29 protein-coding genes are annotated in these 23,666 nt (G+C 63.5%); 12 read left to right on the top strand and 17 right to left on the bottom strand.

The annotated features are described in order from the left end of the window. The first annotated feature begins 3 nt into the window (after window positions 1-3). The 6 genes from ACR0DA_RS16245 (at window position 4) to yddG (ending at window position 5,520) form a co-directional block, all read left to right on the top strand. Window positions 4-195, top strand: a complete 192-nt coding sequence (locus tag ACR0DA_RS16245; protein WP_093963509.1) for a hypothetical protein — start codon at window positions 4-6, stop codon at window positions 193-195. 101 nt (window positions 196-296) lie between these two features. Then, window positions 297-1,130: an EAL domain-containing protein gene (locus ACR0DA_RS16240; RefSeq protein ID WP_480754907.1), complete on the top strand. Its 834-nt coding sequence runs from the start codon at window positions 297-299 to the stop codon at window positions 1,128-1,130. Between the two features lie 196 nt (window positions 1,131-1,326). Next, window positions 1,327-2,502: an acetyl-CoA C-acetyltransferase gene (locus tag ACR0DA_RS16235; protein WP_093963511.1), complete on the top strand. Its 1,176-nt coding sequence runs from the start codon at window positions 1,327-1,329 to the stop codon at window positions 2,500-2,502. A gap of 186 nt (window positions 2,503-2,688) precedes the next feature. Then, the gene (phbB, locus tag ACR0DA_RS16230; protein WP_093963512.1) at window positions 2,689-3,411 is read left to right on the top strand and encodes an acetoacetyl-CoA reductase; all 723 of its coding nucleotides are present in this window, start codon (window positions 2,689-2,691) and stop codon (window positions 3,409-3,411) included. A gap of 298 nt (window positions 3,412-3,709) precedes the next feature. After that, complete coding sequence (locus tag ACR0DA_RS16225; RefSeq protein WP_480754906.1) at window positions 3,710-4,657, top strand: transcriptional regulator GcvA; 948 nt, start codon at window positions 3,710-3,712, stop codon at window positions 4,655-4,657. After that, window positions 4,654-5,520, top strand: coding sequence for an aromatic amino acid exporter YddG (gene yddG, locus ACR0DA_RS16220; protein WP_480754904.1), 867 nt, complete (start codon window positions 4,654-4,656; stop codon window positions 5,518-5,520). Before ACR0DA_RS16225 ends, yddG begins: the two co-directional genes overlap by 4 nt. Here the strand turns inward: yddG and ACR0DA_RS16215 are convergent. From ACR0DA_RS16215 to ACR0DA_RS16205, 3 genes are all read right to left on the bottom strand, one after another. Continuing rightward, the gene (locus tag ACR0DA_RS16215) at window positions 5,517-5,681 is read right to left on the bottom strand and encodes a YdcH family protein (RefSeq protein ID WP_093963770.1); all 165 of its coding nucleotides are present in this window, start codon (window positions 5,679-5,681) and stop codon (window positions 5,517-5,519) included. The two genes, yddG and ACR0DA_RS16215, sit on opposite strands and share 4 nt — an antisense overlap. Window positions 5,682-5,801: 120 nt before the next feature. Then, the gene (locus ACR0DA_RS16210) at window positions 5,802-6,575 is read right to left on the bottom strand and encodes a tRNA1(Val) (adenine(37)-N6)-methyltransferase (protein ID WP_170448524.1); all 774 of its coding nucleotides are present in this window, start codon (window positions 6,573-6,575) and stop codon (window positions 5,802-5,804) included. Beyond that, window positions 6,572-6,787, bottom strand: a complete 216-nt coding sequence (locus ACR0DA_RS16205; RefSeq protein ID WP_093963516.1) for a putative signal transducing protein — start codon at window positions 6,785-6,787, stop codon at window positions 6,572-6,574. Before ACR0DA_RS16205 ends, ACR0DA_RS16210 begins: the two co-directional genes overlap by 4 nt. Before the next feature lie 56 nt (window positions 6,788-6,843). Between ACR0DA_RS16205 and ACR0DA_RS16200 the strand changes: the two genes are divergently transcribed. Continuing rightward, window positions 6,844-7,842 carry a polyprenyl synthetase family protein gene (locus ACR0DA_RS16200; protein WP_170529981.1) on the top strand — a complete coding sequence of 333 codons (999 nt, stop codon included), beginning with the start codon at window positions 6,844-6,846 and terminating at the stop codon, window positions 7,840-7,842. Here the strand turns inward: ACR0DA_RS16200 and ACR0DA_RS16195 are convergent. From ACR0DA_RS16195 to soxR, 4 genes are all read right to left on the bottom strand, one after another. Further along, the gene (locus tag ACR0DA_RS16195) at window positions 7,835-8,656 is read right to left on the bottom strand and encodes a 4-(cytidine 5'-diphospho)-2-C-methyl-D-erythritol kinase (protein ID WP_170529980.1); all 822 of its coding nucleotides are present in this window, start codon (window positions 8,654-8,656) and stop codon (window positions 7,835-7,837) included. The genes ACR0DA_RS16200 and ACR0DA_RS16195 overlap by 8 nt on opposite strands. Next, window positions 8,646-10,358: a tetratricopeptide repeat protein gene (locus tag ACR0DA_RS16190; RefSeq protein WP_480754903.1), complete on the bottom strand. Its 1,713-nt coding sequence runs from the start codon at window positions 10,356-10,358 to the stop codon at window positions 8,646-8,648. Before ACR0DA_RS16190 ends, ACR0DA_RS16195 begins: the two co-directional genes overlap by 11 nt. 105 nt (window positions 10,359-10,463) lie before the next feature. Further along, a complete protein-coding gene (locus tag ACR0DA_RS16185; protein ID WP_480754901.1) occupies window positions 10,464-12,110 on the bottom strand; it encodes an electron transfer flavoprotein-ubiquinone oxidoreductase in 1,647 nt (548 codons plus the stop codon). A gap of 136 nt (window positions 12,111-12,246) precedes the next feature. Next, a complete protein-coding gene (soxR, locus tag ACR0DA_RS16180; protein WP_480754899.1) occupies window positions 12,247-12,702 on the bottom strand; it encodes a redox-sensitive transcriptional activator SoxR in 456 nt (151 codons plus the stop codon). Between the two features lie 89 nt (window positions 12,703-12,791). On the opposite strand from soxR, the gene ACR0DA_RS16175 reads away from it, so the two are divergent. The 3 genes from ACR0DA_RS16175 (at window position 12,792) to ACR0DA_RS16165 (ending at window position 14,886) form a co-directional block, all read left to right on the top strand. Further along, the gene (locus tag ACR0DA_RS16175) at window positions 12,792-13,172 is read left to right on the top strand and encodes a VOC family protein (protein WP_005978983.1); all 381 of its coding nucleotides are present in this window, start codon (window positions 12,792-12,794) and stop codon (window positions 13,170-13,172) included. 238 nt (window positions 13,173-13,410) lie between these two features. Beyond that, window positions 13,411-13,881: a transcription elongation factor GreA gene (gene greA, locus ACR0DA_RS16170; protein WP_170448532.1), complete on the top strand. Its 471-nt coding sequence runs from the start codon at window positions 13,411-13,413 to the stop codon at window positions 13,879-13,881. Between the two features lie 12 nt (window positions 13,882-13,893). After that, entirely contained in the window at window positions 13,894-14,886 is a 993-nt protein-coding gene (locus tag ACR0DA_RS16165; RefSeq protein WP_480754897.1) for a hypothetical protein, read from the top strand. Here the strand turns inward: ACR0DA_RS16165 and ACR0DA_RS16160 are convergent. The 5 genes from ACR0DA_RS16160 to ACR0DA_RS16140 are packed head-to-tail and all read right to left on the bottom strand — an operon-like array spanning window position 14,883 to window position 18,852. Next, complete coding sequence (locus ACR0DA_RS16160) at window positions 14,883-15,479, bottom strand: GNAT family N-acetyltransferase (protein WP_367647312.1); 597 nt, start codon at window positions 15,477-15,479, stop codon at window positions 14,883-14,885. The genes ACR0DA_RS16165 and ACR0DA_RS16160 overlap by 4 nt on opposite strands. Beyond that, window positions 15,476-16,735 carry a molybdopterin-binding protein gene (locus tag ACR0DA_RS16155; RefSeq protein WP_480754895.1) on the bottom strand — a complete coding sequence of 420 codons (1,260 nt, stop codon included), beginning with the start codon at window positions 16,733-16,735 and terminating at the stop codon, window positions 15,476-15,478. The genes ACR0DA_RS16160 and ACR0DA_RS16155 overlap by 4 nt, the downstream gene beginning before the upstream one ends. A gap of 20 nt (window positions 16,736-16,755) precedes the next feature. Next, window positions 16,756-17,265, bottom strand: coding sequence for a molybdopterin-guanine dinucleotide biosynthesis protein B (gene mobB / locus ACR0DA_RS16150; protein ID WP_170461030.1), 510 nt, complete (start codon window positions 17,263-17,265; stop codon window positions 16,756-16,758). Then, window positions 17,262-17,918: a molybdenum cofactor guanylyltransferase MobA gene (gene mobA, locus ACR0DA_RS16145; RefSeq protein WP_480754894.1), complete on the bottom strand. Its 657-nt coding sequence runs from the start codon at window positions 17,916-17,918 to the stop codon at window positions 17,262-17,264. Before mobA ends, mobB begins: the two co-directional genes overlap by 4 nt. Further along, the gene (locus ACR0DA_RS16140) at window positions 17,908-18,852 is read right to left on the bottom strand and encodes a formate dehydrogenase accessory sulfurtransferase FdhD (RefSeq protein WP_480754892.1); all 945 of its coding nucleotides are present in this window, start codon (window positions 18,850-18,852) and stop codon (window positions 17,908-17,910) included. The genes mobA and ACR0DA_RS16140 overlap by 11 nt, the downstream gene beginning before the upstream one ends. Between ACR0DA_RS16140 and ACR0DA_RS16135 the strand changes: the two genes are divergently transcribed. Both ACR0DA_RS16135 and ACR0DA_RS16130 read left to right on the top strand, forming a co-directional pair. Then, on the top strand, window positions 18,851-19,567 hold the full coding sequence (locus tag ACR0DA_RS16135) for an AzlC family ABC transporter permease (RefSeq protein ID WP_170365451.1): 717 nt from the start codon (window positions 18,851-18,853) through the stop codon (window positions 19,565-19,567). The two genes, ACR0DA_RS16140 and ACR0DA_RS16135, sit on opposite strands and share 2 nt — an antisense overlap. Beyond that, a complete protein-coding gene (locus ACR0DA_RS16130) occupies window positions 19,564-19,896 on the top strand; it encodes an AzlD domain-containing protein (protein WP_170342269.1) in 333 nt (110 codons plus the stop codon). Before ACR0DA_RS16135 ends, ACR0DA_RS16130 begins: the two co-directional genes overlap by 4 nt. Here ACR0DA_RS16130 and ACR0DA_RS16125 read toward each other — a convergent pair. The 5 genes from ACR0DA_RS16125 to ACR0DA_RS16105 form a co-directional block, all read right to left on the bottom strand. Next, on the bottom strand, window positions 19,885-20,517 hold the full coding sequence (locus tag ACR0DA_RS16125) for a hypothetical protein (protein ID WP_170440261.1): 633 nt from the start codon (window positions 20,515-20,517) through the stop codon (window positions 19,885-19,887). The two genes, ACR0DA_RS16130 and ACR0DA_RS16125, sit on opposite strands and share 12 nt — an antisense overlap. Window positions 20,518-20,533: 16 nt before the next feature. Then, complete coding sequence (locus ACR0DA_RS16120; protein WP_093963530.1) at window positions 20,534-20,668, bottom strand: aa3-type cytochrome c oxidase subunit IV; 135 nt, start codon at window positions 20,666-20,668, stop codon at window positions 20,534-20,536. A gap of 91 nt (window positions 20,669-20,759) precedes the next feature. Further along, complete coding sequence (locus tag ACR0DA_RS16115; RefSeq protein ID WP_170529973.1) at window positions 20,760-21,320, bottom strand: hypothetical protein; 561 nt, start codon at window positions 21,318-21,320, stop codon at window positions 20,760-20,762. Further along, on the bottom strand, window positions 21,307-23,145 hold the full coding sequence (locus ACR0DA_RS16110) for a glycerophosphodiester phosphodiesterase family protein (protein ID WP_480754890.1): 1,839 nt from the start codon (window positions 23,143-23,145) through the stop codon (window positions 21,307-21,309). The genes ACR0DA_RS16115 and ACR0DA_RS16110 overlap by 14 nt, the downstream gene beginning before the upstream one ends. A 64-nt stretch (window positions 23,146-23,209) precedes the next feature. Continuing rightward, the gene (locus ACR0DA_RS16105) at window positions 23,210-23,662 is read right to left on the bottom strand and encodes a DUF6173 family protein (protein WP_170342276.1); all 453 of its coding nucleotides are present in this window, start codon (window positions 23,660-23,662) and stop codon (window positions 23,210-23,212) included. Window positions 23,663-23,666 lie beyond the last annotated feature (4 nt).

The raw sequence follows: 23,666 nt of genomic DNA, 5'->3' as shown, positions 1-23,666 counted from the left end.
ACCATGTCCCGCGTTACAGCCATCTTCACCGCAACCGGCCTGTTGGGCCTGGTAATCGCGATGCTCAGCGCCCTTGGCCAGCAGCCTGCGCCGGCGGTGATGATGCTTGGAGTTGCTATGGTGGGCACAGGCTTCCTGGGCGCCGTGATTGGCGCCGTAGTCGAATTGCGCCACGCAGCCCAGACGACCCGCTGATCCCGCCGACTGTTTCCCGACGCGCATTAACCGCAAATTCACGGGTACGATCCGAAACTACGTGCTGACCGGTTTCGGAAACGTGCGGGGATTCGGCGTCGATGCGGAAAAAGGACTTTGCAGATCTGCCAGAGGGTGGGGACAGCCCGTTGAATTCGGCCGTCGCCGCGCGAGATACTTCGACCGTTCAAATGGCGACCGAGGCTGTTAAGCATCAGCAATGCCGCCTGGCGTTCCAGCCCGTCATGCAAGCACGAGACCCGCACGGCGTTGCCTTCTATGAGGCATTCATCCGCGTGCTGGACGAAACCGGCCGTGTGATCCCCGCGCGGGAGTTCATGCCGCAGGTGAAAAACACACCAATCGGCCGGGAATTGGACTGCATAGCATTGGAAAAAGGATTGCGCGCCCTGTCTCGCAATCCGGAAATCCGGCTTTCGGTCAACATGTCCGCACGCTCGATCGGATACGCGCGCTGGTCGCGGATCCTGGACCGGTTTCTCAAGCGGGACAAAACGCTGGGCGAGCGGCTTATCCTCGAAATCTCCGAAAGCTCGGCAATGCAGGTTCCCGAACTGGTGATCGATTTCATGGACCGGCTTCAGGATCGCGGGATCGCTTTTGCGCTGGATGACTTCGGCGCCAGCAACTTCAGCTTCAGGTATTTTCGCGAGTTCTTCTTTGACGCGGCGAAGATCGACGGGCAGTTCGTACGGGGTGTCAGCACCAACCCGGACAATCAGGCGCTGGTGCGCGCGCTGATCGCCGTCGCCCGTGAATTCGAGATTCTGGTCATCGCCGAATCGGTCGAAACGCGTGAAGATGCCGAGTTTCTGGTGGCCAGCGGTGTGGACTGTCTGCAGGGCTACCTATTCGGCGCTCCGACGGTGAAAGCCCCGTGGCAACCGGAAAAAGAAGCCAAAACAGGAAGTTGAACCCAATTCCCTTGGGCGCTATCCAGCCGAGGCTTTCTCATGAGACAAGCTGTCCGTTGCTGCACGTGCAGCATTGCGCTATGGCAGAAAGTGCTGGAGCGGGGGATCACGAGGCGCTCTTGCATCGCCAGAGAGGCTCTGTGCGACCTGCGCCGTCAGATTTCCCACAGGACCTTGACGGTAAAGGATTGACTGTATGACCAACGTAGTAATCGCATCCGCCGCACGCACGGGCGTCGGCAGCTTTGGCGGTTCCTTTGCGAACACCCCCGCACATGATCTGGGCGCTGCCGTCCTCGAAGCCGTCGTGGAACGCGCCGGGATCGACAAGTCCGAGGTGAGCGAAACCATCATGGGTCAGGTCCTGACGGCCGCCCAAGGCCAGAACCCCGCACGCCAGGCGCACATCAACGCCGGCCTGCCGCAGGAAAGCGCGGCCTGGGGCATCAACCAGGTCTGTGGTTCGGGCCTGCGTGCCGTCGCACTGGGCGCTCAGCATATCCAGCTGGGCGATGCCGAGATCGTCTGCGCAGGCGGTCAGGAAAACATGACCCTGTCGCCCCACGCCGCATCGCTGCGCGCAGGCCACAAGATGGGCGACATGAAATACATCGACACCATGATCCGCGACGGCCTGTGGGATGCGTTCAACGGCTACCACATGGGCCAGACCGCCGAGAACGTGGCCGAGAAGTGGCAGATCAGCCGCGATATGCAGGATGAGTTCGCGGTGGCCAGCCAGAACAAGGCTGAGGCCGCGCAGAAGGCCGGCAAGTTCAAGGACGAGATCGTGCCCTTCACCATCAAGACTCGCAAGGGCGACATCGTGATGGATAGTGACGAGTACATCCGTCACGGCGCGACCATGGAGGCGATGGCCAAGCTGCGTCCAGCCTTCACGAAGGATGGCTCGGTGACTGCGGCCAACGCCTCGGGTCTGAATGACGGCGCGGCGGCAACCCTGCTGATGTCAGCCGACAACGCCGAAAAGCGCGGGATCGAACCGCTGGCCCGCATCGCGTCTTATGCGACCGCCGGGCTGGACCCGTCGATCATGGGTGTCGGACCGATCTATGCCTCGCGCAAGGCGCTGGAAAAGGCCGGCTGGTCGGTTGACGATCTGGATCTGGTCGAAGCCAACGAGGCCTTCGCGGCACAGGCTTGCGCCGTGAACAAGGACATGGGTTGGGATCCCTCGATCGTGAACGTGAACGGCGGCGCGATCGCCATCGGCCACCCGATCGGAGCATCCGGCTGCCGGGTTCTGAACACGCTGCTGTTCGAAATGAAGCGCCGGAACGCGAAAAAGGGCCTGGCAACCCTCTGCATCGGAGGCGGCATGGGCGTCGCCCTGTGCGTGGAGCGCGTCTAAGTGCTTTGACAAGTCACGAATAAGGGCGTCCAATGGGCGCCCTTTTTTGTTACACTCCGAGAATATCCCTAGGATGCGACAATATCACCAAACGGAAAGAGCCAGCTCGCGACGAAACGATATTGCGCAACACAATCTCTCAGAGTAACAGAATTACCAACACGATTAAATTTGGAGGAGTCCTAAATGGCACGTACAGCACTCGTAACCGGCGGCACCCGCGGCATCGGCGCAGCAATTTCCAAAGCGCTCAAGGCCGAAGGATACAATGTAGCCGCCTCGTATGCGGGGAATGACGAAGCCGCGGCCAAGTTCACCGAGGAAACCGGCATTGCGACCTACAAATGGAACGTGGCCGACTATGACGAGTCCAAGGCGGGCATCGAAAAGGTCGAAGCCGAGCTCGGCCCGATCGACATCGTTGTCGCCAATGCAGGCATCACCCGCGACGCGCCGTTCCACAAGATGACACCGGAACAGTGGCACCAGGTGATCGACACCAACCTGACCGGGGTGTTCAACACCGTACACCCTGTCTGGCCCGGCATGCGCGAGCGCAAGTTCGGTCGGGTGATCGTAATCAGCTCGATCAACGGGCAAAAGGGCCAGTTCGCTCAGGTGAACTATGCCGCCACCAAAGCCGGTGATCTGGGCATCGTCAAATCCCTGGCGCAGGAAGGCGCGCGCGCCGGCATCACCGCAAACGCCATCTGCCCCGGATACATCGCGACCGAGATGGTCATGGCCGTTCCGGAAAAGGTGCGTGAAGCCATCATCGGTCAGATCCCTGCAGGCCGTTTGGGCGAACCCGAGGAAATTGCCCGCTGCGTCGCATTCCTGGCCTCGGAAGATTCGCAGTTCATCAACGGGTCGACGATTTCGGCCAACGGCGCGCAGTTTTTCGTCTGATCGCGGCTTAAATGAAAACGGGCCGACCCAACGGGTCGGCCCTTCTTTGATCCCGTAAGAACGCGCGCGCAGCGTTCAGCGGGAACCCAGAACCCACTTCCAGAAACTCCGGATCGCCTTGCCGCGCTCTTGATGAGCGCGCAGAATTGCCTTTTGTGCGGCAGGATTGGTCGTCATCTCGATCATGGCTTTTCCCTTCTACTAAAGGTGAACTTGACTTGCGCTCAACATGCCTGTTGTTTTCAATGGGTACAAACGAGAGTTTTTCCACATTCAGTTTAGAAAATCTTATGTGAAGATGAGCGACCGACTTCCCCCACTCACCGCCCTCAGGGCCTTTGATGCCGCCGCCCGCCATATGTCCTTCGCCAAGGCCGCGGACGAGTTGAACGTGACACCGGCCGCGCTGTCGTTTCAGATCAAGTCTCTGGAAGAGCATTTGGGCCAGCCGTTGTTCCGCCGATTGAACCGTGCGGTCGAGTTGACCGAGACCGGACGAACCCTGGCCCCGGGCACGGAAAAAGGGTTTGCTGCACTGCAGGCGGCCTGGTCGGCCACCCGCCGCCTGCAGGACAACACAACACTGACAGTGACCGCTGGGCCGGCCCTGACAGCCAAATGGCTGGCCCCCCGCCTTTACGAGTTCGCCCGCGCCCATCCCGAGATCGACCTGAGATTCTCAGCCACGCTGCGCAATCTCGATTTCGAGCGCGACGACGTGGATGTCGCGATCCGGTTCGGGTATGGGCAAGATGACAGGCTGTATTCAGTTCCCGTGCGGCAAGAGTGGTTGACGCCGGTCATGACACCCGAGCTTGCGGCCCGGTTTCCGACGCCACAGGACTTGACCAAAGCGCCGCTGATCCACGATGACTCGATCAACTTCCTGAATCCGCCCTGTGACTGGCCCGCCTGGTTTCGCGCGGTCGGGGTGGACTTCACGCCGACCCATGGCGCGCATTTCTCGAACGCGGATCACGCCATTGATGCCGCGGTGGCGGGTGTCGGCGTCGCGTTGGGACGGCGCCCGATGATCATCAAGGATGTGATCGAAGGCCGGCTGGTCATGCCCTTCAAAACCGCCATCGAAACCAAGGCCCGGTTCCGGTTCCTGTGCCGTTCGGGCGAAGAGACGCGCCCTCAGATTGCCGCCTTCCGGGATTGGTTCCTTGCAGAGATCGAAAAAACCGCGCACATATCCGACGGTCTTGAAATCATACCCGTCGAGGAAATTCCCCCCGCATGACAAAGAACCGCGCCACCGCCATCGGCTTTGTCGCCGTCCTTTTGTGGGCACTGCTGGCGCTGTTCACGGTTGGCTCGGCGCCGACCCCGCCGCTTTTGCTGAACGCCATCTGCTTCACGATCGGCGGAACCCTTGGCTTGATCTGGACATGGCACAGCGGTGGGCTTGCGCAACTGAAACAGGTCAGTTGGAAGGTGTTCGCGTTCGGCACGGTTGGCTTGTTCGGATACCACGCCCTGTATTTTTCGGCCCTGCGCATGGCACCTGCGGCCGAGGCCGGATTGATCGCCTACCTCTGGCCCTTGCTGATCGTTCTTTTCTCAGGGTTGCTTCCGGGTGAAACCCTGCGTCTCGGCCATCTGCTCGGGGCTTGTCTGGGCTTTTCCGGGGCCGCGCTGATCATCACCGGTGGCGGAACCGCAGGGTTTCAGGCCGAACACCTGCCGGGCTATGCGCTGGCGCTTTTCTGCGCCCTTACGTGGTCGGGGTATTCCGTATTGTCGCGCAGGCTGGGTCAAACGCCGACCAGCTCGGTAGCAGTGTTCTGCGTGCTGACCGCCATCGCCTCGTGGATCCTGCATTTCAGCCTTGAGCAGACAGTCTGGCCGCCCGACGCACTGGCCTGGATGTCGACCGTTGCCCTGGGGTTGGGGCCCGTTGGGCTGGCGTTCTATGTCTGGGATATCGGGGTCAAGCACGGTGACATTCAGATGTTGGGCACCAGCTCGTACGCGGCACCCCTGCTGTCAACTCTGGTGCTTGTGGTCGCCGGGATCGCCACGCCGTCCTGGACGCTGGCGATCGCGGCATTGCTTGTTACCGGCGGCGCTGCAATCGCGGCACGCGCCAGCCTACGACGTTAAGCCGACAGGCGTTCAATCTCTTCCTTCAGCTTCAGCTTCTTCTTTTTGAGTTGAGCAATGTGGAGATCGTCGATACCGGGCGAGCGCTGGGCTTGTTCCACTTCGAGACTGAGGGTTTCGTGCTTCTTCTTCAGTTCCGTCAGATGTGCGCTTACGCTCATGGCGATCCTCCTTCTCTGTTTCTGAATATCACATGGGAAGTTGATCACATCATTTCCAGCCTGTCACGCCGCAGACGCTCGGATTCTTGTTCAAATCCGACAATTTCGGCTGGTCATTGCCTATCGGGCGTCCGGCCAGGGCATTGGTCGGCCCTCGCGCAGGATGCCGGATACCGTGTCGGTGTAGCTGTCGCCGTCCCTTTCATGGCGGTCACCGCTGTGGAGAATCAGCGGCGCATGCAACCGAAAATCCGCGCGTCCCCCTTTGCGCGCCCGCAGGATCAGCAACTCGGCCCCGCGCCCCATGCGCGGCGCGATGGGCAGAACTTCTACCGAGCCCAACCGACCCGCGCAGGCCGTCATCATGTCGGGCAAGCGTTCCGCGCGCTGGATCATGTGCAGGTACCCGCGCGGTGTCAGCCTGCGCGCCGCCGCATCAAACCAGTCGGACAGCGGCGTCTGCTCGCTCAGCGCCGTTCGCCGACCAGCATCGACGGCCGCGCTATGTGCACCGGGCCGATAATAGGGCGGGTTTGCGATCACGTGGTCGAAGTGCTGCTGACGCAGATCAGTCGGCATATTGGACAGGTCGGCCACGTGGACGGACAAATCGATCTCGTTGCATTGCGCGTTTCTTGCGGCCAGATCGGCATAGTCGGCCTGAAGCTCGACCCCAGTCGGCCGCAGACCGGGCACGCGGGTCGCGAGACAAAGAACCGCAGCGCCCGCCCCGCAGCCCAGCTCCAGCACCGACTGCCCGGCTTTGGCCGGAACCGCGGCAGCAAGCAGCACCGGATCGACACCGGCGCGATAACCGTCTCGCGGCTGCCACAGCTTTAGGCGGCCACCCAGAAAGTCGTTGCAAGTCAGCGCGCTGTCTGGAAACCCGGTCATCTTCCCAGCGGAATGTCATTGTCACGCATCACCCGCTCTGCCCGCTCGAGGTCATCGGTCCGAACCATGAGGCGGCGCGGAAAGATTCCGATGCCTCCCTCGAGGACGCTCATATTTACGTCCATCTCAAAGCAGTCTATATCCTCGCCCTCAAGAAGAGCGGATGCAAAGGCGATGATGGTCGGATCGGTGCTGCGCAGAAGTTCTTTCATGGGGATGGATGTAAGGGCAAGGCAGGACGAAAGTCGAGCCTTGTATCAGGAGTGTGATGACGATCAGCACGATCTCGAAACCGCATGAGCGACTGGCCGAGATTTTGGCCGGTGAAATGGAGGCGGTAAACACTCTGATCCGCACCCGCATGGCCTCGGAACACGCGCCCCGCATCCCCGAAGTCACCGCGCATCTGGTCGAAGCGGGCGGCAAGCGCCTGCGCCCGATGCTGACACTGGCCGCCGCGCGGCTGTTCGGCTATGGCGGCGATCATCACATCCGTTTGGCCGCCACGGTCGAATTCATCCACACCGCCACGCTTTTGCATGACGACGTCGTGGACGAAAGCGCGCAGCGGCGGGGCCGGCCTACTGCCAACCTGCTGTGGGACAACAAGTCCAGCGTGCTGGTCGGCGACTATCTGTTTTCGCGCAGCTTCCAGTTGATGGTGGAAACCGGATCTTTGCGGGTTCTGGACATTCTGGCCAATGCCTCGGCCACCATTGCCGAAGGCGAGGTGCTGCAGATGACCGCAGCCACCGACCTGCGCACGGATGAGGCCGTCTACCTGCAGGTGGTGCGCGGCAAGACCGCCGCGCTGTTCTCCGCGGCAACCGAGGTGGGCGGCGTGATCGCCGGTGCGTCCGAGGAGCAGGTCCGCGCACTGTTCGCCTATGGCGACGCGTTGGGCATCGCCTTCCAGATCGCCGACGACCTGCTGGACTATCAGGGCGACAGCAAGGCCATCGGCAAGAACGTGGGCGACGACTTCCGCGAGCGCAAACTGACCCTCCCGGTGATCAAGGCCGTGGACCAGGCCACACCCGACGAGCGTGCGTTCTGGGAGCGCACGATCGAGAAGGGTCGGCAACAGGATGGAGACCTGGACCTGGCCCTGAACCTCATGCGCAAATACGGCACCCTGGAGGAGACCCGGACAGACGCTTTGGCTTGGGCTGCCAAGGCCAAAACCGCTCTGACCGCGCTGCCCGATCACGAACTGCGCGACCTGCTCGGCGATCTGGCCGATTACGTCGTGTCCCGCCTCAGCTGAGTACGCTGGCGCGACACCACCAGTCCGGCTGGGAAACACCAATCTCGTAGGCAGCAAAATGTGCGGCCTTCATGGACGGGTACAGCGCAAAGCAGGTCGAACCCGACCCCGACATGCGCACCAGCAGAACGTCCCGCGTTTCACCCAGCGCCTGCAACACGTCTGAAATCTGGGGCGCCAAGCCTATTGCCGCTTCCTGCAAATCATTGCGTTGCCCGGCCAGCCAGTCAGCGCAGGCCTCGGGCGTTTCGAATGCCGGGATCTCATCCGGCATCCCCGGATTGTCGCGCGAATCCAGCGCATTGAACACCGGCCCCGTCGGAACCGGCACACCCGGATTGACCAGCAGCGCGGGCAAAGCGGGCAATGCAGCCGGGGCGACACGGTCACCAATGCCCTGCATCCGTGCGGCTCTGCCCAGTACACAAACAGGAACATCCGCGCCCAGGGCCAAAGCCGTTTCCAGCGGAACTTCCGCGTCTTCCCCTGCGATGGCCCGCAAAGTCGCAGCCGCATCCGATGAGCCGCCGCCGATTCCCCCGCCATGCGGCAGAACCTTGTCCAACTGGATTTGCCCGCTCCATCCCATTGCCCGAGCAGCCCGCGAGACGAGGTTGCGGTCGTCGGTCGGCACCCCGGCGGAATGAGGTCCGGTCACGGTCAGGTGAATCTCGGGCCCGGGTGACAGGATCAACGTGTCTCCCACATCGGCAAAGGCGACCAGCGAGTCCAGCAGATGGTATCCGTCGACCCGCCGTCCGGTCACATGCAGGGAAAGGTTGATCTTCGCGGGCGCAAAGGCCTCAGTCGCCATTGGCGACCTTGAGGGGGGCCGCGCCTTCCTCGGCCAGCACCGCGTCCAGTCCGACCTCGAGTTTGCGACGGATCCGGTCGGGGTCGGCCTCGCCATCGGTGTCTTCGGGATCGATGAAGGACAACGCGCGCCGCCATTGGAAATCGGCCTCACGGGTGCGCCCGACGGCCCAGTAGACGTCGCCCAAGTGGTCGTTGACCACCGGGTCCACGGCCATCAGTTCAACTGCGCGCTCCATATGCTCGACCGCTTCGTCGTACCGGCCCAAGCGAAACAGGACCCAGCCCAAGCTGTCGACGATATAGCCGCTGTCAGGCTGGATCGAGACGGCGCGCTCGATCATGTCCAGTGCCTCTTCCAGTTTTTCCTGCCGCTCGACCAGCGAGTAACCGAGATAGTTCAAAACCTGCGGCTGATCCGGATTCAACTCCAGGGCACGCCTGAAATCCGCCTCGGCCTTGTCCCAGGCCTTGAGCCGTTCGTGGCAGATGCCGCGAGCGTAGTGCAGGAACCAGTTGCCACCCGAACCGGTTTCGGTCAGTTCGATGGCTCGGTCATACGAGGTGACAGCTGCGGCGTAGTTTTCCTGACGCCGCTGCAGGTCGGCCAAGGCGACATGGACACTGGGCAGATTGGGCTGCCGGGCCGCCAGATTTTCCAGCACTTCGATCGCCGCATCCGGTTTCCCCGACTGAGCCAGAATTTCGGCACGCCCCAGCTCGGCTGCGTGGAAATCGCTGCTATCCGTGGGAACCTTTCGATAGGCTTCGGCGGCCAGGTCGTACTGGCTCAACTGCTCAAGCAGTTCCGCGCTCAGCAGGATCGCATCGATGTGATCGGGCCGGAGGTAAGTCGCGATCCGCGCGTATAGCAGCACATAGTCATGTGCAGCCTCGGTGTTCAACGCCGCCCCGACCGAGAAAAAGACCTCGGCCAGGCCTTCGGTGGCCGATCCGACATGGGTGAATGGCAAAGTGCCACCGGCGCTGAGCGTGTCCACGTAGGACTCGATCGACGGATCGCTGCCCGCCGCAAACACGTTTTCCAGGAATTGCAGGGCTTCATCGTTGCGGTTGAGCTGCGACAAGACTTCGACCCGCGCCAGCGCTGCACGTCGCGAGAATCGCGCAACGATACTGTCGTCGGCCGCAAAGATCGCCTCGGCCCCCTCGAAATCGCCAACCGACGCCAGCGCCAACGCCTTGTGATACAGCGCGAATTCCCGCAGCCCGTCCTGTTGGGCGACCTCATCGAACTGCGCCATCGCCTTGGTCATTTCGCCCTTGCCCAGATGCGCCCAGGCCGTCATCAGCCCATCGACCAGCGGGCCGACGCCCTGGTTTTCCGGATCACGGGCCAGCAATTCGTCGAACTTTCCGTCAGATACCAGTTTGGCGGAAACAACCATACGTGCGGCCTGGTTGGGCTGCTCGTTCGCCTCCATGTCCTCGGCGATCGGCAATGCACGTTCCACATCGCCAAGCGCCACGCGCGCCAGAAGCACGCTTTCCTTGAGCTTGGTGTTGCCTGGATCGAAAATCAGGGCCTTGGAGTAGTACTCCTCGGCCGCCTTGTAGTCGCTTTCATAGATGGCCTGGCGTCCAGCCAGATAGGATCCCGCGCCGGAATCCGCGTGAACCGGAACGACAGCCGCTGTCGCAAGAAACACGGCCAGCGCCGTGCGACGAACCAGTGAAACCACCTAATACCTGCCTTGTCTGCCTATGATTGCAGAACAAGCTAGGGCCTTGGCCCGCCAGAGGCAATGGCCGAGCGTTCACGGCCCCGCCATTGCCCGGGTTTTTGCCTACATGTTGGGGTAGTTCGGTCCGTCCCCACCCTGCGGCGTGGTCCACGTGATGTTCTGGCTGGGATCCTTGATGTCACAGGTTTTGCAGTGGACGCAGTTCTGGAAGTTGATTACGAATCGCGGCTCGGCCTCGTCCTTCACCACTTCGTACACGCCCGCCGGGCAATACCGCTGCGCCGGTTCATCAAACTTGGGCAGGTTGACCTTCACCGGAATCTCGGGGTCGGTCAGCTTCAGGTGACAGGGTTGGCTTTCTTCGTGGTTGGTGAACGAAAACGCCACGTTGGTCAGACGATCGAAAGACAGCGTGCCATCGGGCTTCGGATAGTCGATGGGGGTGTGCTTGCTGGCATCCTCGGTCGCCTCGGCGTCGTTCTTGCCATGGCCCAGCGTCCCCAGCAGCGAGAAGCCCAGCGTGTTGGTCCACATGTCCATACCGCCCAGCACCAGCGAAGCGGTCAGGCCGTATTTCGACCACAGCGGCTTGACGTTCCGAACCTTCTTGAGGTCGCGACCGATCGCACCGTTGCGCACCTCGTCTTCATAGGCGGACAGCTCGTCGCCCGACCGGTCGGCCTTGAGGGCCTCGAACGCGGCCTCGGCCGCGGCCTTGCCCGACAGCATCGCGTTGTGGTTGCCCTTGATGCGCGGCACGTTGACCATGCCCGCCGAGCAGCCCAGCAGCGCCACGCCCGGCGCCACCAGCTTCGGCATCGACTGATATCCGCCCTCGGTGATCGCGCGGGCGCCATAGGCGACGCGCTTGCCGCCTTTCAGCAGGTCGGCCACCATCGGGTGATGCTTGAACCGCTGGAATTCCATGTAGGGGAAAAGATGCGGGTTCTTGTAGTTCAGGTGAACCACGAAGCCGACATAGACCTGGTTGTTTTCCAAGTGATAGATGAAGGATCCGCCCCCGGCATTGCCGCCCAGCGGCCAGCCCATCGTGTGGGTGACGCTGCCTTCCTTGTGCTTGGCGGGGTCGATCTCCCAGATCTCTTTCATGCCGATGCCGTATTTCTGCGGCTCTTTCCCGGCCTGCAGGTCATATTTGGCGATCACTTCCTTGGACAGCGACCCGCGCACCCCTTCCGACAGGAAGACGTATTTGCCGTGCAATTCCATGCCCGGCTCGGTGTTGGGGCCATAGGACCCGTCGGGTTCCAGCCCGAAGACACCTGCCACGACACCCTTGACCTCGCCATTGTCGCCATAGACCAGTTCGGAACAGGCCATGCCGGGGAAGATCTCGACGCCCAGTTCCTCGGCCTGTTCGGCCATCCAGCGGCAGACATTGCCCATCGAGACGATGTAGTTGCCGTGGTTGTTCATCAGCGGCGGCATCGGCCAGTTTGGGATGCGCAGCTTGCCGGCCTCGCCCAGCATACAGAAGTTGTCTTCGCGCACCGGCACGTTCAGCGGCGCGCCCTTTTCCTTCCAGTCGGGGATCAGCGCATCCAGACCGCACGGGTCCAGCACCGCGCCCGACAGGATATGCGCGCCCACTTCCGAGCCCTTTTCCAGCACGACCACGTTCAGGTCGGCGTCCAGCTGTTTCAGACGAATGGCCGCCGACAGGCCCGCCGGGCCTGCGCCCACGATCACCACGTCGTATTCCATCGCTTCGCGTTCAATTTCGGCCATCGTGGGCTCCTCCGCTAACTATCCGAATTGGCGCCTGGGGCGCGGGCTCGGCGAAATTTTGTTTCCCGGCTGATTACCTGCTGGAAAAGACCTTGGTCAATCAAAACACGGCGTAACATTGCTGCAATGCGGCAGATCAGCCCTCGGGCGCGTCACCCATCAGGTACCTGGGACCGCTACCATGCGCCTTGGCCCGGTCGTCGGGGTTGTAGAGCGCGCATTTCGGAAGGCTCAGGCAACCGCACCCGATGCAGCCGTCCAGATTGTCGCGCAAGCGCAGCAGAGTATCGATTCGCTGGTCCAGATGCGCGCGCAGGCGCTGACTGATCTGTTTCCAGTCCGCCGGCGTGGGGGTGCGGTTGTCGGGCAGGCTGGCCAGCACCTCGCGGATTTCGGGCAGGGTCAGGCCGAACTGCTGGGCAATCATCACGAAGCTCAGCCGACGGATGTCGGCGCGCTGATACCGCCGCTGACCGCCCGGATTGCGCCAGGGGGAAATCAACCCCTGCGCCTCGTAATAGCGGATGGCTGAGACCGCCAACCCCGTGCGGCGCGCCAGCGCACCGATGGAAAGGCCTTCGGATGCGGGCATGATCTCCTCCCGAAAAAATCTCTTGAGCTAAAGTTAGGTTTAGGAATTACGGTGAGTCGAAACAAGCCTGAACATGAGAAGGAGACCCCATGATGGCGACGCTGGAACACACGAACTTCACCGTCCGCAACCCGCAGGCAACCGCCGCCTGGATGCAGGACGTCTTCGGATGGAAAACACGCTGGGAGGGCCCGGCGATCGCGGGCGGCTATACCGTGCATGTGGGCAGCGCGCACACCTATCTGGCGCTTTACGCCCCGGCCGACCCGAAACCGTCGGGCGAAAGCAGCTATGACATCGTCGGCGGGCTGAACCATGTGGGCGTGCTGGTCGAAGACATCGACGCGACCGAAGCCAAGGTCCGCGCCGCCGGGTTCGAGCCGCACAACCACGCCGACTATGAGCCTGGCCGCCGGTTCTATTTCGACGATGACAACGGCATCGAATTCGAGGTCGTTCAATATGATTGAGATGCTCTGGTTCGGCGCCGAGGCGCATCGCTGGAAACGCGGTGATCTGCTGGGGCATCGGCACAATCGGAAACCCCCACCGGCCCGACGGCGTTAAGTTGCGGATTGCAGGGGCTAAACCCCTTGGCCTCTTGCATTTCACGCCATATTTGGGTCAGGTAATTGCCGACCCATCTTTCGCCCCGACGCTGGTCTCATGCGGCGGGGCGACTCAATTTGTGCGTGGAAAAAAGAAGATATGGAAAAGATCCCCATGACGCCTGCGGGCTTTGCCGCGCTCGAGGCAGAGCTCAAGCAACTCAAGTCCGTTGAACGCCCCGCCATCATCGAGGCCATCGCCTCGGCGCGCGAACTGGGCGACCTGAAGGAAAACGCCGAATACCACTCGGCCCGCGAAAAGCAGGGCTTCATCGAAGGCCGCATCAAGGAACTGGAAGGCGTTCTGTCGCTGGCCGAGGTGATCGACCCAACCAAACTGTCGGGCGCGATCAAGTTCGGCGCCAAGGTCACCCTGGTGGACGAGGACACCGACGAGGAAAAGACCTGGCAGATCGTGGGCGAGCATGAGGCCAGTATCGAAAAGGGCCTGCTGAACATCAAATCGCCCATCGCCCGCGCCCTGATCGGCAAGGAAGAAGGCGACAGCGTCGAGGTGCGCACCCCCGGCGGCGTGCGCTCGTATGAAGTGCTGAGCATCCACTACGCCTGATCGGAGCGCGCCATGTCGGGCCAAGACCCTGATCAGGACAGCAAACGCCCCACCTGGCTGGGCATCTATGACCGTCCGGGCCGACCGAGCGTCACCGGGATCGAGATTGCGGCCGCGGCCCTCAGCCTGATCTGGCTGGTGGTGGCCGTGGTCTTTCTGGTGCTGCCGGAACAGACGCAGGCCGGCAGTATCATCGTGATGCTGCTGGCGGTGTTCATGCCGGTGGCGATGATCTGGGTCGCGGCGCTGGCCATGCGCGCCAGCCGCATCATGCGCGAAGAAAGCGCCCGGCTGCAGACCGCGATCGACGCGATCCGGCAGGCCTATGTATCGCAGCAACAGCGCTCGGCCAGCACCTACGAACCCGCGGTGGCCCGGAAACTGGATGAAATCGCCGCGGCCGCCCGGCACACCCAAAGCACGCTGGCCACGTTCTCCAGCAAGCGGCGGGATCTTGCGCCGCTGGCAAGACCTGCGGCACCCTCGGGCCAGACCTCGTTGGAACTGGGCACCCCGGCCGAAGAGATAACGACTCCTCTGCCCACCGACATTTTCATCCGCGCGCTGAACTTTCCCGAAACCGCCGAGGATACCGAAGGCTTCAACGCCCTGCGCCGCGCGATGAAGGACCGCAAGACCGCGCAACTGGTGCAGGCCGCCGAGGACGTGCTGACTCTGCTCAGCCAGGAAGGCATCTACATGGACGACCTGCGTCCGGACATGGCCCGCCCCGAGGTCTGGCGCCAGTTCGCCAAGGGCGAACGCGGGCGTGCGGTCGCCGCGTTGGGCGGTATCCGCGACCGGTCGTGCCTGGCGCTGACCTCGGCGCGGTTGAAACAGGACCCGATCTTTCGCGATGCGGTGCATCACTTCCTGCGCCGGTTCGACACCATGATCGTCGAGTTCGAGCCTGTGGCCAGCGACGCCGACCTGACCGCCTTGGGCGACACGCGCACGGCGCGCGCCTTCATGCTGCTGGGCCGGGTGGCCGGAACCTTCGACTAGCCACCGTTGGGCAGGACCCACCGCATTTTCGTGGCCGAGCTGAATCCGAACAGGTGTTTGAACGGGCCGGTATGGTCCTGCCCGATCGCCTGAAACCCTTCGCGCTCGTACAGGATCCGCGCGCGCGGGTTGGTGTCGATCACGTCCAGTTGCACCTCGTGCATGCCCAGCCGCTGCGCCTCGTCCTTGATCGCCCGCAGCAGCAGGGTGCCGACACCCTGCCCGCGCGCCTCGGTCGCCACGCATATGCCATCCATCTGGAACACGCCCGGCTTCAGGTCTCGTTCCAGAACGCTCAGGAACAGGCCCCGCCACAGGGCGCCGAACCAGCCATAGACCCGGGCCAGATCCGCCAGCCCGCCCTGCGTCAGCCCGCCGTCGCGGGTCTTGTACCCGGCCAGCCCCAGCATCCGCCCATCCGCATCCCGCGCCACAAGCGCGAAATCGGGGTTCAGCGCCCGTTCGAAAAAGGCCAGCCCGCGCGCATCCGGCCCCATGACACGCGACAGCTTGCCCGAGAATGCCTGCCAGAACAGCGCGGCCGCCCGTGCGCGCTCATCGGGGTCAAACCCGCGAGAGACCGAAACCGTCACAGGCCGAAACTCCCATAGGGTATGAACCGAACCGGGTCTCCGGGCTGGATGTCCAGCGGGCCGTCCGGCAGTTCGACCAACCCTTCGGCCCAGCTGACCCCGCTGATGCGACCCGACCCTTCCGAGTGAAACACCGCGACCCGGCCGTCGCGGACCCGGGCGCGCAGGTATTCGCGGCGGCCCGGTTTCTTGCGCTTGGCGAACGCGGCGGGCAGGTCAAAGCCCTGCGGCTGCCGCCACCCCTCGCCCGCCATCAGGCCCAGCGCGGGCCGGGCAAAGATCAGGGTGCAGACCATCGCCGCCACCGGATTGCCCGGCAGGCCGAACACCGGCGTGCCCTGCCACAGGCCCAGCGCCAGCGGGCGGCCCGGCTTCAGCGCGATGCGCCATTCCTGCAAGGCCCCCGCCGCGCGCAACAGGGCCGAGACATGATCCTCGTCCCCCGCCGAAGCGCCGCCGCTGGTCAGGATCGCGTCGGTCTGTTGCGCGGCCTTGTCCAGTCGGTCCCGCAGCGCGGCCCGGTCGTCGCCCACGCGGCCCAGATCGACCGCCACAAAACCCATCCGTTGCAGCATCGCCAACAGCATCGGGCGGTTCGCATCATAGATCTGCCCCGGACCCGCGGCCTGACCCGGATCACGCAATTCATCGCCGGTGGACAGAACCCCCACGCGCAAGGGGGTGCGGACCGGGACCTCGGCCACGTCCACCGCCGACAGCAGCGCCAGATCGGCGGGCGTCAGGCGTCGCCCGCCAGGCAGAGCCAGGGCCCCGGCCTGCACGTCTTCACCCGCCTTGCGCGTGTTGGCACCGACCTTCAAAGGACCGTTGAAGGCGATGTGGCCGTCCTGCACGGTCACGTCCTCTTCCAGAATGACGGTATCCACCCCCTCGGGCAGCGGCGCGCCGGTCAGAACGCGCAGCGCCTGCCCCTCCGGCACGGCCCCCGCAAACGGCACGCCCGCCGCCGCGCGTCCCTCGGCCAGCGGCAGAACATGCGGGCCCTCGGGCCGACCACCGGCAAAGCCGTACCCGTCCACCGCCGTGTTGGGCAGCGGCGGATTCGACCGTTGCGCGATCACGTCCCGCGCCAGAACGCGCCCGCAGGCTTGGCCAACGGGCAGGGTCTCGACACCGGCTACCGGGTGCAACCGGTCGCGCAACAGGGCCAGCGCGTCGGCGACCGGGGTCCATTCGACCCCCGGCGGCAGGGCGAAACAGTCGTTTTTCAGCGGTGGAGGCGCAATCTTTGGCATGGTCCGGTCCTCGGGCATGGTCAGGGGCTGGGCCGCGGCCCCAAGCCGACCTCGGCCAGGATGAAATCGGCAATTGCAGGCGTGTCGTTCAAGTCAAAAACCGGACGGTCCAGATCCAGCGGCGTGTCGCTGGCCACCGCGCGGATCGTCGGATCGTCGGCGGCGATCAGCGGGTTTCTGGGCTGGGCGCGAAAGGCCTCGACCTTGGGGTGCGGCGCGCGCTTGTATCCCTCGACCAGCACCAGATCGACCGGGGACAGACGCGCCAGAAGGTCGTCCAACAGCGGCTCGGGCGCGCCACGCAGCTCTTGCATCACGGCGATGCGGCGGCTGGATGCCAGCAGAACCTCGGACGCCCCGGCGGTTCGGTGGCGGTGGCTGTCGGTGCCCGGCTGGTCCACGTCAACCGCGTGGTGAGCGTGTTTGACGGTCGAGACGCTGAACCCGCGCCCGGTGATCTCGGCCACCAGCCGCTCGACCAGTCCGGTCTTTCCCGCATTCTTCCAGCCGGTGACGCCGTAGACCCTCATGCCCGCTCCAACAGGTGCTGCGCCCGGATCAGATCGTCGGGCGTGTTGACGTTGAAGAACGGATCGAACGGGTCGGCCGGAAACAGCGCCTCGCGCCCGTCATGGCGGTCGGTCCACAGAACCACCTTGCGCAACCCGTCCGCCAGGGCCGCGCGCAGATCGTCGCGCAGAGCGACGGGCCACAGGCCGAAGGTCGGGTGCCGGTTCACCCGGCGGCCACCGCCCGATTTCAGCGCCTCGTCACCGGTGCGCGGCGTGGTGGCCAGAGCCAGCGGATGAGCCTGCCCCTGCGCCGCCCGCGTCAGCCGCTCGACCAGATCGCGCGGAAAGAACGGCGTGTCGGCGGCAGCGGTGACGATGCAATCAGCGCCCTGCCCCGCCGCCCAATCCAACCCGGCCAGAACGCCCGCCAACGGCCCGGCGTAACCCGCAATGCTGTCCGGCAGGGTCGGCAGGCCAAGATCGGCAAAGCGCGCCGGATCGCCATTGGCGTTCAGCGCCAGCCCGCCCACCTGCGGCGCCAGCCGGTCGATCACATGTGCCAGCAGGCTTTGCCCACCCAGTTGCAGCAACCCCTTGTCGCCGCCGCCCATCCGCGTGGCCAGACCTCCGGCCAGTATGACGCCGAGGGGGCGTGATGTTTCACCTCCCATCGGCGCTTTTCCTTCGATGCTTCTTGTCCTCGACCGGCACGGAGGCCGGGTCCACGTCGCGCAGCAGCCGGTCCTCGCCCGACAGGCACACAAAGCGCTGGCCGCGCATCCGGCCGATCAGGGTAAGGCCGACCTCGCGCGCGATTTCGACGCCCCAGGCGGTAAAACCCGACCGTGAGGCCAGAACCGGGATGCCCATCATCGCCGTCTTGATCACCATTTCCGAGGTCAACCGCCCGGTCGTATACAGGATCTTGTCGCCGGCCGTCTCGCCTTCGGACAGCATCCAGCCGGCGATCTTGTCCACCGCGTTGTGGCGGCCCACGTCCTCCATATAGACCAGCGGGCGACTCTCGCGGCACAGAACCGTGCCATGGATCGCCCCGGCCTGCAGGTACAGCGACGGCGTGCGGTTGATCTTGGCCGCCACATCATACAGCCACGAGGTGCGCACCTGAACCTGCGGCAGGCGCACGCCCTCCAGCCCCTCCATCATGTCGCCGAACACCGTGCCCACCGCGCAGCCGCTGGTGCGGGTCTTTTTCTTCAGCTTGTCCTCGTACGAGGTTTCGCGGGTCGTGCGCACCACGACGGTTTCCAGATCGTCATCGTAATCGACCCGCGTGATCTCGTCATCGGGGCGCAACATGCCCTGGTTGCGCAAAAAGCCCAGCGCCAGATATTCCGGGTAATCGCCGATAGTCATGGCCGTCACGATCTCTTGCGAATTGAGGAAGATCGTCAGCGGGCGCTCCTCGACAACCGAGATGCGGCTGACCTCGCCGTTCTGGTCCACCCCCTCGACCGCGCGGGTCAACCGCGCCGCGCCGGGATCGGGGGCGATGATGTATTCCGACAGATCGGTTTCGGTGGCCAATTGAAACCCTCTCGCTGACCCGCTACTGCTGCGCAGACCACCATAGGATCTAGCCATGGCAACCTCCACATCCAAGTCATACTATTGGCAGGGTTTTCGCGACGGGACCCCGTTCATCTTCGTGGCGGTGCCCTTCGGCACCCTGTTCGGCGTCTTCGCGACCGAGGCGGGCCTGAGCATTCTGCAGACCATGGTGTTCACCGCAGCCGTATTTGCCGGCGCCGCGCAGTTTGCATCGCTGCAGCTGCTGCAGGACGGCACACCCACGGCCATCATTCTGGTTTCGGCACTGGCCGTGAACCTGCGGATGGCCATGTATTCAGCGTCTTTGACGCCTTATCTGGGCGCGGCGCCCCTGTGGCAACGGGCCTTTGCCGCCTATCTTACGGTCGACCAATCCTATGCCTGCTCGATCGTCCAGTTCGAAAAGGAACCGGACATGTCGGTTCCGCAGCGCATGACCTATTTCATGGGGTCGGTTTCGCCGCTGGTGCCCATGTGGGTACTGGCCACCTTTATTGGGGCCTACCTGGGAACGCAGATCCCGGATAGCTGGGCACTGGATTTCGCGCTGCCGATCACCTTTCTGGCCATGATCGGCCCGATGATGCGCACTCCGGCCCATGTGGTCGCGGCTCTGGTCGCTATCGTCGTATCGCTGCTATGCGTAGCAATCCCCTACAATCTTGGCCTGCTGATCGCGGGCTGCGCGGGCATGATGGCCGGTGCGCAGGCCGAAGTGATGCTGGAACGCAGAAAGGTAGCGTCATGACCACCCCCGATCAGACAACGGTCTGGACGATCATCGTCGGGCTGGCGATCGGAAGCTATGCCCTGCGCTTCGTGTTCATCGGCTTTGTCGGAGACCGTCCGTTGCCGCCATGGTTGCTGCGGCATCTACGCTATACGGCGGTGGCCATCCTGCCGGCCCTGATTGCCCCTCTGGTCATGTGGCCCACGGCCACCGAGGGCCAGCCGGACCTGCCGCGCATGGCCTCGGCCGTGGTTGCCCTGAGCGTCGGGTTGATCACCAAGAACGTGCTGGCCGCCATCTTTGCCGGGGCCGGCACACTGTATGGTCTGCTGTACCTAGTTGGTTGAAGCCGCTTCCAGCTGGTTGAGCGCGGCGTTGTTGGCCGCCAGCCCCGCCTGCAGATCGGCGCTGTCGTTTTCACGGTATTCGGTCGTTACGACCCCCGGAAGCTGCCCGAACTGATCGGACAACTTGACCGGGTAGAAGGTGGTCTGGATCTGCTCGAACCCGGGAACCTGCTGCAGCAGCCGAGCAGTCGAGTTGGCGCAGTAGGCGCCCGCAACCGGTCCGGACTGCTTGGCCAGCTGATAGGCGATCTCGGCCTGTTGGGATGTCACCTGGATGGTCTGGATGCGCGCATAATGCGTTTCGCGTGCGTGCGAGCTGCGATAGGCACGCTCGACCGCGGGGGTGATGCCGTACAGCACGTCATCCTTGATCGGCACCACGTCGGCGCGGAACGACCCGGCGGGGTCGAAAATTACCCGCTCGCTGGCGCTGATCATCAGCGAGGTATGCGCGCCAGACCCCGTACGCGTGTTGATCATCGTGTACAGGGTCAGCGTTGAGGGCCCCGGGTCACGGTAGGATCGCGCAACGATCTCGGACTGGTCGGCCTGAGGGCGCTGCGACGTGGCACAGCCTGCGACGGTTACTGCCAGCAGGCAGGCAATCAAGATGCGAAACATGACCCGTCAGTCCGGCTTATGCCCCGAAGATCGCAAGAAACAGGGCAATGAAGCAGATCACCACGACGCTGTAGGTGGTGAATTTGATGAACCCGTTGAAGGTTTTGGTCTGGACGGTGATGTCCATCTCGCCGTGCTTGTGTTCAGCCATTTCGAAAGATTCCCAATTCGCGTGTTTGCCGGTTTGGATAAATCATATTTTCCGGCCTGTCACGACGTCAATCGCGCGCAGGTGCCCGAGTTCAGTTGCCCGCAGCCTCATCGGTGGCGAAAACCGAGCAGCCGGGATACCCGAAGCCCCACCGCCACGGCAGGCCGGTGCAGGGACCACCCCCGAATCGGACGGCCATGAACATCGCCTCGGCGGTGATTGACATGGCCGACTTCACCTGCTCGGGCGTCATGTCGTATTGCGTGGCATAGTCCTGCGCATGCACGGCTCCGAATTCCTTGACGCAGGCGCGCAGGGCGCGGTCAGCCTCCAGCCGGGCGTCGAAACTGGCGTCGGCGGACGTGGCACCCCCGGCGGTGTGATACGCGCGATCATGAGTCACACAGCATGACTCCCACGGCGGGTGGCTTTCGTAAACGGCGCGAAATCTGGGAAAGGTCTCTGCCACCAGCCGCCAGCTGGACGACATGCCCCCCGAGCAGCCATCGGTTTCAAACGCGCTCAATGGTTGCCCGACAGATTGCGCGATCAAAGCCCGATGCGCGGGCATCTCGACGCCGCGCATCAGATCCTGCGCCGAAGCCGACCCGGCAAGGCAGGCGAGCAAAAGACCGAAGCTAGGGGCTTTCATCGCGCATCGCCTCGGTATCGACCGACAGGCCGAAGGTCGTGGCCAGCCACAGCAGCAAGCGCTCGCCCGGCTCCATCTCGGCGCGGACACGCAGCACTTCACGCGCCATGGCCGGGCGGTCGGTGATCAGACCGTCGACACCCATCGAGGCCATCGACGACATCTGCAGCGGGTCATTCACCGTCCAGACATAGATATCCTTGCCTGCATCATGGACCGAGCGGATCAACCCGGGCGTGACCATCCCGGCATTCACCGCGACGAAATCGCCCTCCAGCCCGGTCAGATCGCCCACCGCCGTGGCAGCCAGAACGCCGGCGCGCCAGTCCGGGCGCAACGCTTTCATCTTCTGCACCGCCGGGTATTTGAGCGACATCGTGGCGATGTCCTGCTCCATCCCGAATTCTTCGACGATGGCGGCCACGCGGTTTTCAAGGTCGACATCATGGCCATAGTATTTCAGTTCGATGATGACCTTGGATTTGCCCTTCGCTGCCTCGAGAACCTCACGCAGGGTCGGGGTACGCTGATCGGCATATTCGGGGTCGAACCAGCTGCCGATATCGATCTGCGCCACATCCTCCATCGTGGCATCCCAGACCTTCAGATTGACCCCGCCCAGCTTCATGAAGTCGCTGTCATGGGCCACGATCACCTCGCCGTCGGCGCTTTCTTGTACGTCGATCTCGACCCAGTCGGCCCCGTCTTCGATGGCCTTCAGCACTGCAGCCATCGTGTTTTCCGGCCGCAGCGCCGCCGCGCCCCGGTGGCCGATCACGTCGGCATAATCGGGTGCCGAAATCTGGTCCAGCACGTCCTGGCTGAACCAGATACCGGCCAGCACGGCCACGATTGCCGCGGCAACGGTCACCAGAACCGGGGCGCGCAGGTTTCCAGCTTCGGGGTGAGGCAGCTCTGCCGCGCGAGGTTCAAAAAACCCATCCAGCAGAACCGCCAGCGCTCCCAGCGCCACCGCCGCCAGCACCAATCCGGCCAGAGACCACAGCCCGGCCACCAGCAGGCTGAGCGTCAGGGCAAACCGCAGGTTCGTGCCCTGTTCCAACGGAACAAGGTGAAACAGCAGGCTGGCCACGGCGGCAATCAGCGCAGCAATCGCCAGACGTACGACCAGCCATAGCGCCAGTTCGATCTTCAACCGGCCGCGTTTGCCCTCCATTCGGCGGGCGCTTTCGGCAAAGGCCTCCGAGGGCGCAATTCCCTCGAACAGCACCAGATGCAGGGCGAGCGCCCAAGCCGACAGGCGGCGGATCAGCACCCAGGCCAAAGCCAGCACCACCAGCCCGATCAGCGCGACGGCCACCTGGAAGGCGGGCGGATGGAAGGTCAGGTAATAGTTGATGTCGTATTCGGTCAGCGTCCACCACGCGATCAGGCCCGCGACCGCCACGAAGGGCACCGCCAGAACGAGTACCCGCAGAATGAAGCGCACCGCGAAGGAAAACAGCGTCGGCAGGCGCGACAGGATCAATCGCAGCGCCGACCCGCCGGCCCTCCACGGGTCGCTCTCGCCCATCCTGAGCGATCCGGCCATGACCGAAAAGACGAACACCTCGGCCAACAAGAACAGGCCCAGAATGACCACCGCCGCCACGAAACCAACCGGCGACAGGATGAACATGGCGATGTCCTGATCGGTCAGCGCGGTTTGGTCGGACAGCATCACCGCCAGGTTCACGGTGAAGGCCACGCCGGGTGCGATCAGCGCGATCAGCAGCAGACGCACCGCCATATAGATGGGAACAAAGGTTCGCCGTCGGGCCCAGGCCCCGCGATAGGCATCTGTTACGGTTGAGAAATGTGACACGCCGGCTCCCTTTGAATGCTGAATTCATTCAAGGCCGCGCAGATGTGAATTGCAAGCGTGACGCTCAGCTTTCCTCAAGCTTGGCGGCCAGGCGGAAGCCGATCCGGTTGGCGGGCTTGTCCTCGACCGTTTTGGGCAGGGCGCGCAGCATGACGTTCAGCTGGCTGACATGCTGCACCAGCTGGGTGCGTGCGCCCGAACCGTCCGAGCCGTAGAAGGTGATCACGTCGGGGTCAAAATATCCCATCCCCTCGATCCGCATCACCCCGGCGTCACCGCCGGTAAAGCCCATGGCGACCTCGTGATCGGCATCGAGGGTCTGCTCGAAGTTCTGGATGTACAGGATCAGCCGCTCATACGCCCATTGGGCGGGGCTTTTGCTGTCGACCGGCTGGCGCAGGGGTTCGGGCAGATCCTTGGTGCCCGACGTGCTGTCCGGGTCAGCATGAACCTCATAGCACCGGGGCAGAGCCGCCGCTTCGGCGGCCTCGGCCGAGGTTTCGATCTTGTCCTGCATCGTT

Source organism: Ruegeria sp. CI8 (genome assembly GCF_056536865.1).
Note: the sequence above shows the minus strand (reverse complement) of the source record. Positions and strands in the feature narration are given on the sequence as shown.

Coding starts and splice junctions, on each gene's coding strand:
- ACR0DA_RS16245 (WP_093963509.1), top strand. CDS start 4: ATGTCCCGCGTTACAGCCATCTTCACCGCAACCGGCCTGTTGGGCCTG.
- ACR0DA_RS16240 (WP_480754907.1), top strand. CDS start 297: ATGCGGAAAAAGGACTTTGCAGATCTGCCAGAGGGTGGGGACAGCCCG.
- ACR0DA_RS16235 (WP_093963511.1), top strand. CDS start 1,327: ATGACCAACGTAGTAATCGCATCCGCCGCACGCACGGGCGTCGGCAGC.
- phbB (WP_093963512.1), top strand. CDS start 2,689: ATGGCACGTACAGCACTCGTAACCGGCGGCACCCGCGGCATCGGCGCA.
- ACR0DA_RS16225 (WP_480754906.1), top strand. CDS start 3,710: ATGAGCGACCGACTTCCCCCACTCACCGCCCTCAGGGCCTTTGATGCC.
- yddG (WP_480754904.1), top strand. CDS start 4,654: ATGACAAAGAACCGCGCCACCGCCATCGGCTTTGTCGCCGTCCTTTTG.
- ACR0DA_RS16215 (WP_093963770.1), bottom strand. CDS start 5,681: ATGAGCGTAAGCGCACATCTGACGGAACTGAAGAAGAAGCACGAAACC.
- ACR0DA_RS16210 (WP_170448524.1), bottom strand. CDS start 6,575: ATGACCGGGTTTCCAGACAGCGCGCTGACTTGCAACGACTTTCTGGGT.
- ACR0DA_RS16205 (WP_093963516.1), bottom strand. CDS start 6,787: ATGAAAGAACTTCTGCGCAGCACCGATCCGACCATCATCGCCTTTGCA.
- ACR0DA_RS16200 (WP_170529981.1), top strand. CDS start 6,844: ATGACGATCAGCACGATCTCGAAACCGCATGAGCGACTGGCCGAGATT.
- ACR0DA_RS16195 (WP_170529980.1), bottom strand. CDS start 8,656: ATGGCGACTGAGGCCTTTGCGCCCGCGAAGATCAACCTTTCCCTGCAT.
- ACR0DA_RS16185 (WP_480754901.1), bottom strand. CDS start 12,110: ATGGCCGAAATTGAACGCGAAGCGATGGAATACGACGTGGTGATCGTG.
- soxR (WP_480754899.1), bottom strand. CDS start 12,702: ATGCCCGCATCCGAAGGCCTTTCCATCGGTGCGCTGGCGCGCCGCACG.
- ACR0DA_RS16175 (WP_005978983.1), top strand. CDS start 12,792: ATGATGGCGACGCTGGAACACACGAACTTCACCGTCCGCAACCCGCAG.
- greA (WP_170448532.1), top strand. CDS start 13,411: ATGGAAAAGATCCCCATGACGCCTGCGGGCTTTGCCGCGCTCGAGGCA.
- ACR0DA_RS16165 (WP_480754897.1), top strand. CDS start 13,894: ATGTCGGGCCAAGACCCTGATCAGGACAGCAAACGCCCCACCTGGCTG.
- ACR0DA_RS16155 (WP_480754895.1), bottom strand. CDS start 16,735: ATGCCAAAGATTGCGCCTCCACCGCTGAAAAACGACTGTTTCGCCCTG.
- mobB (WP_170461030.1), bottom strand. CDS start 17,265: ATGAGGGTCTACGGCGTCACCGGCTGGAAGAATGCGGGAAAGACCGGA.
- mobA (WP_480754894.1), bottom strand. CDS start 17,918: ATGGGAGGTGAAACATCACGCCCCCTCGGCGTCATACTGGCCGGAGGT.
- ACR0DA_RS16135 (WP_170365451.1), top strand. CDS start 18,851: ATGGCAACCTCCACATCCAAGTCATACTATTGGCAGGGTTTTCGCGAC.
- ACR0DA_RS16140 (WP_480754892.1), bottom strand. CDS start 18,852: ATGGCTAGATCCTATGGTGGTCTGCGCAGCAGTAGCGGGTCAGCGAGA.
- ACR0DA_RS16130 (WP_170342269.1), top strand. CDS start 19,564: ATGACCACCCCCGATCAGACAACGGTCTGGACGATCATCGTCGGGCTG.
- ACR0DA_RS16125 (WP_170440261.1), bottom strand. CDS start 20,517: ATGTTTCGCATCTTGATTGCCTGCCTGCTGGCAGTAACCGTCGCAGGC.
- ACR0DA_RS16120 (WP_093963530.1), bottom strand. CDS start 20,668: ATGGCTGAACACAAGCACGGCGAGATGGACATCACCGTCCAGACCAAA.
- ACR0DA_RS16115 (WP_170529973.1), bottom strand. CDS start 21,320: ATGAAAGCCCCTAGCTTCGGTCTTTTGCTCGCCTGCCTTGCCGGGTCG.
- ACR0DA_RS16105 (WP_170342276.1), bottom strand. CDS start 23,662: ATGCAGGACAAGATCGAAACCTCGGCCGAGGCCGCCGAAGCGGCGGCT.